This window comes from Methanothermobacter sp. (genome assembly GCF_049720995.1).
GTDB lineage: Archaea > Methanobacteriota > Methanobacteria > Methanobacteriales > Methanothermobacteraceae > Methanothermobacter.
The window spans coordinates 1-4,543 of record NZ_JBNASF010000045.1 but is presented as its reverse complement, the minus strand read 5'-3'; the positions used below and the strand labels follow the sequence as shown (position 1 = coordinate 4,543).

Here is a 4,543-nt window from a genome sequence, read left to right as displayed (position 1 = left end):
CATTTAAAGAATAATTTATCCTTTTGAGGGCCTCTAGTTTTTTCTCAATCTCCTCCTTGGAGGGTTTCACCCTGGGGGGTTCCATATGAGCCAGGTGATATTCTATGAATACACTGTACTCAAGTTCAAGTATCTCCCTTAAGCTCCACCCTGTCTTCATGCTGAGCTGGTAGATCCCCCTTTTGAGGGAGATCCACTCCTCCTCCGGGTTCCACTCTTTTTTTCAGTATTTTCAGTACCCCTAGGGTCTAGTTCATCAGTGGATACCCCTATGATATCAGGGTTCCCCAGCTCTAACATGATATTCACGATCTCTGTGACCATGTATGGGGCTAATTCTACGTCGGGTAGACTGTCAATGTACTCTGTTAGGGTCCCCTGAGCTTCCGCTTCCTTGTATTCTTTAGTGTCCCTGTACAGGGCCCTCTTTAGCCCTCTCTGCGCTAAGGGATAACTTATCCTGCTGACCTCCACTGTGAGTTTATCTATCCTATCCTTTAGTTCTTTAATTTTCTTCGCATCATCCTCTGAGACGCCCTCCCCACTCTCTAGCCTCCCGATGAACTCCTTGTAGGCTGTTGCTATCTCCCATGCCTCATTCCTTTTTTCGATAAGAGGGATCACATATTCGCTGTCAATGACCCTGTATCCTTCGAGCTCGACTTCAGTACCGTCCAGTTTAACCTTTTTCCTCCTCAGAAAAGAGAAACGTTTGGGGGTGGTCAAAGCGGGTCACCTTAAACTTTTGGTATTACTAGTGTTGGTGTGTCTGAAACGGTCATCTCAAGGGTGAATGACAGGTTGTCCCCGGCTTTACCTCCGGGTATGTCAGGTTTCAGTTTCACATTTTCAAAGTAGAACCGTCCCAGTGTCTCCCCATCCACGTGGTACACGGTGTACCCATATAGGTTGATGGGTTTGTCACGGAGTTTATATTGCTCGGCCCCTGTGGTTTCACCCACTTTGTAGTACATTAGTTTCCTGAACTGCTCCAAACCATTTTTGGAGAGTATCTGCTCAGATTTTAGGGTGATTGTTGTGCCAGCGTAGCTTGTTATCTTCGCCGACTCATTTAATATGCTGACCTCCTTTGTGTCCTGCTTCACATCAGGGGTGACATCCTGGGCAAGGAATGGTTCAAGCTCCTCCACATATGATACTTTCACACTATCCCCTGTGTCTGGTGCTGATGCGAGACTGAAACCCTTAGCGTATCCTTCATCCTCGTCGAAGAGGATGCTTGATACTGTTGCTGGTGAACCATCCACTGTCACTGTCACATCTGCTGGTTTCACTGTCAGGTCATCGCAGCTCCTAGGGAATATCGGTGGATTCTTCACATAAAAATCCTTATTCGTCCCGTCTATATCCCCTATTGGGGTTTCCTCCTGCACAGGTATCCCAAGGAAGAACCCAACATTCTCCCCTGTCAGTATAGTTTCTGCTAGTTTATCCACAATCATATCCATCACCTCATATTCAATTCAATCTCAAGCGTAACATCAAAAAGGACATAATACCTTCTATCATCCACTATGTCCTGCCTGATGTCCTTATCCCACCTAAGTAGGCGTACACGCGCACCGCCGACCTTTGTGTAGAGAAATTCTCTCATGATAGCCTCTAATGCATCATTCCTTTCTGTAACGGCCATTGTGACGCTATTGTCAACAACTTTCCACACACCCGTGAGATGCCCCTCTATTGTGGCCCTGTAGATTTTCCCGTCAAGGACAGGGTCTATTTTCTTCAACTGCTTTAAGCTCACTATGATAACCGATTCGCCCTCAATTTTCTCATTAAAGTCCAGGACAACAGTGTCACTGATATCCATTGATTCTAGTCTCTCCTTGAATGCAAGTTCCAATGAGTTCATGATATCAGCCACTCGATAAATGAATCCTCCACGATACCCTTCGCATCAATATAGGCGACTGCCGCAGAGAAATAATCATTCGGCGGGGCTGGCCTGGCATAGGCCACAGGATGTAACAGTTCCTCCCAATAGAGGGCCTTTTTCTCCACGGGGAACACCCATCCCCTTCCATAGAGGACCCATTGCAAGTATGGTACTGTGTTGGTCATCTCCCCCACTGATCCATTCACGCTCCATGTGTGGCTGATACGAAGTTCACCTGTCTTGATGGGGGCTGTGTTCATAGCTATTTCCTCAAGTTCTATCATGAGAAGTGTGACTGTCTGCTCAATACGATCCTCAACTTCATCATATTTACTCAGGAGTTCCTCCGGCTTCTCTATATCAATCCTTATCATGTTCTCACCCGTTTCAAGTGTAACTCCTGATGCGTCCTGTTAGGAATTATCAGGCTGACTGTGTATTCCCTGCCCCCCACTTCCAGTTTATCCCCCTCGTCAACCTCCAAGTCCCTGATTGTTAATGCGTATGCATCATAATCTACAACATGCTGGCCAATGATTAACCTCTCGTTCCCTGTGTTCACATGGAAAAATACTTTAATACTGTGTTGTGTGTCCTCCATTACTGGTTGGCCCCTCTCATCGCGACCCTTCATTTCACGGTGGGTGAGGATAGCATCAGCACCATACTTGTAGAGGGTCTGCTGAAAGCGTTTCAATCCGGGGTTAGGCACACATCCACCCCCTTATCGTTATGGTTTCCATATCCTGATGCCCTGTAACTTGAGCAGGGCTTTTTTGAACCTGTCACTGATGGGGTTTTCGATGATTGATTTTCTTGTTATGCTGAATCTTCCATCAGTAAATGATGAAACATCATCCATGTAATCTGTGAGAAAGGCCTGCAGAACTCCTGCAAGGACATACTCATCCTTAATATGATCCGGTGCCGTGGGGTTGATCCTCTCAGCGCGTAGACTGTACTCTTCGATTTTTCTAGTGATGAATGCCTCCTCTGAATCAGTTAATTCATCCCTTCGTAACTCTATACGTATATCTTCAGGTGTGATTGTCATAGCTGAGACCCCATATTATTCGGAAGGCTCCGGTGGATTTTCAAGGGTGCTGAGTCTCTGACTCGTGTACATCAAACCCAAAAGTAAGAGCGCCGTCAATCTATAAAGGCTTCTAATATCTCGCTGTCTGTTCCCCGACATTTCAATATACTCATTGAATTTCAGGAGTTCATAGGAGTACTCGCTGAGATCCTTGAGAAAACCAGGGGGCTGGTTAAAGAATTCATCGAAGTTGTTGATGTTTACACCTGGATATTTGATAGAGAATTCCTGAATCATACTGTCCAATCGTTCATTTGTATCCATATGATCCCCCATTCTAAACTGTTATGGTCGCTGATACTGCTCCCTTCTCGTCCTCATAATGGCAATCAGCCCTGAGACTCACAATGTACTCTGTACGTCTCATAGGGGCATCCCTCTGCGGCTCCACCTTTATGTTACGCCAGAACCCGTAGACCAGGTTGGCGGGTACTGTGAGAAGGGCCCTCACCTTCCCATCCTGGAGAGCATCAAGGGCCGGGACGTACTGGACGGGTAGGCCCTGATATGTCAGGTTAGGACCACCGATTATTGCCTGATCACCCACCGCTGATTCTCTGCCCTTCAAGTACTCCCTGTACGCTTCAAGGATATCCCATGAGACATAGAATCTCATCTGAGGGATCATCTGCTTGTACCTGTTAGGGACCTTCCCGAGCATCTCATCAAATAGGCTGAGTGGCCAGTCATCATCCGTTGGGCTTGCCGTTGTTGCCTGATTACCAGCCAGTTTCATCCAACCATCATTTATCTTGTAGAGCGCCCTGTCACCCGTGTAACTGGTATCAGCGTGTAGGAAGAAGCACTCCAAGTCATAACTCACACCCTGACCCAGTAGGGTGACGAGGGTCTGCTCGAACTGGGCCCTCTCAATGTTATCCTCGAGGGTCTCATCCTCTATGCTGATCTTGGTGATGAGCTCCTTCATGCTCAGGGTGTTAGTGGTGACATCCACTGAGTCCTCTGTTGGGGCGACCTTTGCACCTGTATTGTCCCTACCAGCTTCCAACTGGACATTCAATCCGATACGTGAAATGTCCACCTCATATGACTGTAGAGCATTCAGTATCCTCGCCTCCCCTATCAGGGATGATGATTCCCTGACTTCCCTGACGAACTGTCCGAACCTCTGGACTGGTAGGACTCCCCGGCCAAGGTCAGGGACATCTATCTTGGGGACTATTGCGAATGGCCTTGTGTACATGTCCATCATATCCATTGTATCACCTCAAATCTTCTATAGTGGTCTGCCAAACCTGTCCACACCCATCTCCTCATATAGTGTGTGGGCTCCCTTAACGGCTCCTACTTGGCCCTTAATTGCCTGCGCATCCTCCCCTTTTGGTTCATCAATAGTTTCTTCTGATGTTTCAGGCTCCTCAATGGCCTCATCTGATGTTTCAGGTTCACCACTGGGCTCTGTCTGGGTACTTTTTATGGATTTCAACTCATCCATCACTTCCTTTATCGAGTTTCTGAGCGAATCTATCTCAGCCTTCAAAGCCTGGACTTCCCCGGCACCCACTACTTCTTCAACTGTTTTGTCA

Annotated in this window: 9 protein-coding genes; all 9 read right to left on the bottom strand. The window is 47.2% G+C overall.

Translation table 11 applies throughout. The features are described from left to right. Positions 1–156: 156 nt before the first annotated feature. Complete coding sequence (locus ACPLJI_RS08930; RefSeq protein WP_424741267.1) at positions 157–726, bottom strand: hypothetical protein; 570 nt, start codon at positions 724–726, stop codon at positions 157–159. An 11-nt stretch (positions 727–737) separates the two neighbouring features. Continuing rightward, positions 738–1,463, bottom strand: a complete 726-nt coding sequence (locus ACPLJI_RS08925; RefSeq protein WP_424741266.1) for a hypothetical protein — start codon at positions 1,461–1,463, stop codon at positions 738–740. A 5-nt stretch (positions 1,464–1,468) separates the two neighbouring features. Next, on the bottom strand, positions 1,469–1,876 hold the full coding sequence (locus tag ACPLJI_RS08920; RefSeq protein WP_424741265.1) for a hypothetical protein: 408 nt from the start codon (positions 1,874–1,876) through the stop codon (positions 1,469–1,471). After that, positions 1,873–2,274, bottom strand: a complete 402-nt coding sequence (locus tag ACPLJI_RS08915) for an HK97 gp10 family phage protein (protein ID WP_424741264.1) — start codon at positions 2,272–2,274, stop codon at positions 1,873–1,875. Before ACPLJI_RS08915 ends, ACPLJI_RS08920 begins: the two co-directional genes overlap by 4 nt. Then, the gene (locus ACPLJI_RS08910) at positions 2,271–2,612 is read right to left on the bottom strand and encodes a phage head closure protein (protein ID WP_424741263.1); all 342 of its coding nucleotides are present in this window, start codon (positions 2,610–2,612) and stop codon (positions 2,271–2,273) included. Before ACPLJI_RS08910 ends, ACPLJI_RS08915 begins: the two co-directional genes overlap by 4 nt. A gap of 18 nt (positions 2,613–2,630) precedes the next feature. Continuing rightward, a complete protein-coding gene (locus tag ACPLJI_RS08905) occupies positions 2,631–2,954 on the bottom strand; it encodes a hypothetical protein (protein ID WP_424741262.1) in 324 nt (107 codons plus the stop codon). Between the two features lie 15 nt (positions 2,955–2,969). After that, positions 2,970–3,260, bottom strand: a complete 291-nt coding sequence (locus ACPLJI_RS08900) for a hypothetical protein (protein WP_424741261.1) — start codon at positions 3,258–3,260, stop codon at positions 2,970–2,972. Positions 3,261–3,273: 13 nt separating this feature from the next. Then, positions 3,274–4,215 carry a phage major capsid protein gene (locus tag ACPLJI_RS08895; protein WP_424741260.1) on the bottom strand — a complete coding sequence of 314 codons (942 nt, stop codon included), beginning with the start codon at positions 4,213–4,215 and terminating at the stop codon, positions 3,274–3,276. An 18-nt stretch (positions 4,216–4,233) separates the two neighbouring features. Beyond that, on the bottom strand, positions 4,234–4,543 hold a 310-nt coding region (locus tag ACPLJI_RS08890), incomplete at its 5' end, for a hypothetical protein (protein WP_424741259.1).

Coding starts and splice junctions, on each gene's coding strand:
- ACPLJI_RS08905 (WP_424741262.1), bottom strand. CDS start 2,954: ATGACAATCACACCTGAAGATATACGTATAGAGTTACGAAGGGATGAA.
- ACPLJI_RS08900 (WP_424741261.1), bottom strand. CDS start 3,260: ATGGATACAAATGAACGATTGGACAGTATGATTCAGGAATTCTCTATC.
- ACPLJI_RS08920 (WP_424741265.1), bottom strand. CDS start 1,876: ATGAACTCATTGGAACTTGCATTCAAGGAGAGACTAGAATCAATGGAT.
- ACPLJI_RS08895 (WP_424741260.1), bottom strand. CDS start 4,215: ATGGATATGATGGACATGTACACAAGGCCATTCGCAATAGTCCCCAAG.
- ACPLJI_RS08925 (WP_424741266.1), bottom strand. CDS start 1,463: ATGATTGTGGATAAACTAGCAGAAACTATACTGACAGGGGAGAATGTT.
- ACPLJI_RS08915 (WP_424741264.1), bottom strand. CDS start 2,274: ATGATAAGGATTGATATAGAGAAGCCGGAGGAACTCCTGAGTAAATAT.